This is a genomic window from Pseudomonas inefficax, assembly GCF_900277125.1.
GTDB lineage: Bacteria > Pseudomonadota > Gammaproteobacteria > Pseudomonadales > Pseudomonadaceae > Aquipseudomonas > Aquipseudomonas inefficax.
Window position 1 is genome coordinate 1 of the sequence record NZ_OPYN01000036.1, and the last position, 1,337, is coordinate 1,337.

Annotated in this window: 3 protein-coding genes; all 3 read right to left on the reverse strand. The window is 63.6% G+C overall.

Annotation, left to right across the window (positions count from 1 at the left end; genetic code table 11):
* Nucleotides 1-452 (reverse strand): DUF2157 domain-containing protein (locus JV551A3_RS03605; protein WP_133978346.1); only part of this gene is annotated, 452 nt, incomplete at its 3' end.
* Nucleotides 453-462: 10 nt separating this feature from the next.
* On the reverse strand, nt 463-1,110 hold the full coding sequence (coq7, locus tag JV551A3_RS03610; RefSeq protein WP_003258825.1) for a 2-polyprenyl-3-methyl-6-methoxy-1,4-benzoquinone monooxygenase: 648 nt from the start codon (nt 1,108-1,110) through the stop codon (nt 463-465).
* 65 nt (nt 1,111-1,175) lie between these two features.
* Nucleotides 1,176-1,337 (reverse strand): HIT domain-containing protein (locus JV551A3_RS03615; RefSeq protein WP_133978348.1); only part of this gene is annotated, 162 nt, incomplete at its 5' end.

Sequence of the window (1,337 nt, forward strand, 5' to 3'; positions counted from 1 at the left end):
TCTATTGCCAGCCAGCCGCTCTGCACGTAGGTGTAGTACTGGTGGTAGTCGGCCTGCGCATCATCCATCGGCCACCAGCCGGCCAGCCGTTCGATGGCGAATACCACCAGGGGCACGATGCTGACCGCGACCGCCGCCAGTACCCCGGCCGCGACGGGTTGTTCGCGCCGTTGCAGGTTGACGGCGTACAGCGTGAGCAAAAGGAAATAGAGGCTGGCGATGACCAGCAGCGCCCAGTCGCCGATGCGCATCCAGGCTTCGGTGAGCAACCAGCCCATTGCAGCCATGATCAGCATGGCGCCAAAGTAAAAGGCGACATGGGCCAGCTGGAAGCTACCACGTTGTGCTGGTTGCTGGCGCAGGAAGGCCAGCAGGGCCTGGTCCTGGCCCGGCTGGAGAATGCCGGCTTGCACGGCGCGCGCCAGGTCCTTGGCGTCGAAACGGTCCGTCATGGCGATGCCTTCAGATACGGTAGGTGCTCTTGGTCATGACCTTGGCCAGCAGGCTCATGCCAAAGCGGACAGGGGCAGGGAAACGATAACCGCCGGCTTCCAGTGCGGACTCGGCGTGCTGTTCCTCATCGACGCGCATCTGTTCGAGGATGGCCCGGGACTTTTCGTCTTCCTGCGGGATCTGCTCCAGGTGTTCGTCGAGGTGCTTGCACACCTGATGCTCGGTAGCGGCGACGAAGCCCAGGCTGACCTTGTCGCTGACCAGCCCAGCGAGTGCGCCGATGCCGAACGACATGCCGTAGAACAATGGGTTGAGCACGCTGGGGTGGCTGTTCAGCTGGCGAATACGCTGTTCGCACCAGGCCAGGTGGTCCACTTCTTCCTCGGCGGCGTGTTCCATGGCCTTGCGCACTTCGGGCAGCTTGGCGGTCAGGGCCTGGCCTTGATACAGCGCCTGGGCGCAGACTTCACCGGTGTGGTTGATACGCATCAGCCCGGCAACATGGCGGGCCTGCTGTTCGTCCAGGTCGACGTCCGGCTGGACGATGGCCGGCGATGGCCGGGCGGGTTGGCCGCTGAAGGGCAGCAAGGTACGCATGGCCGTATCGGCCTGCAGTAACAAGCGGTCAAGCGGCGAGTAGTGACGTTCGGTAGCCATCGGGCACCTCCGCAAGAATGTGCCCGACAGTTTACCGCAATAGTGGCAGGGTCGCTTGCCGTGGATCAGCCCGGCGGCCAGTGCATCTGGCGCTGGCCAAGCACGTGCATGTGTATGTGGTACACNGTCTGGCCGCCTTGCTCGTTACAGTTCATGACCACGCGGAAGCCGTCCTCGCAGCCAAGTTCCTTGGCCAGGNGCTGGGCGGTGAACAAGATGTGGCCAGC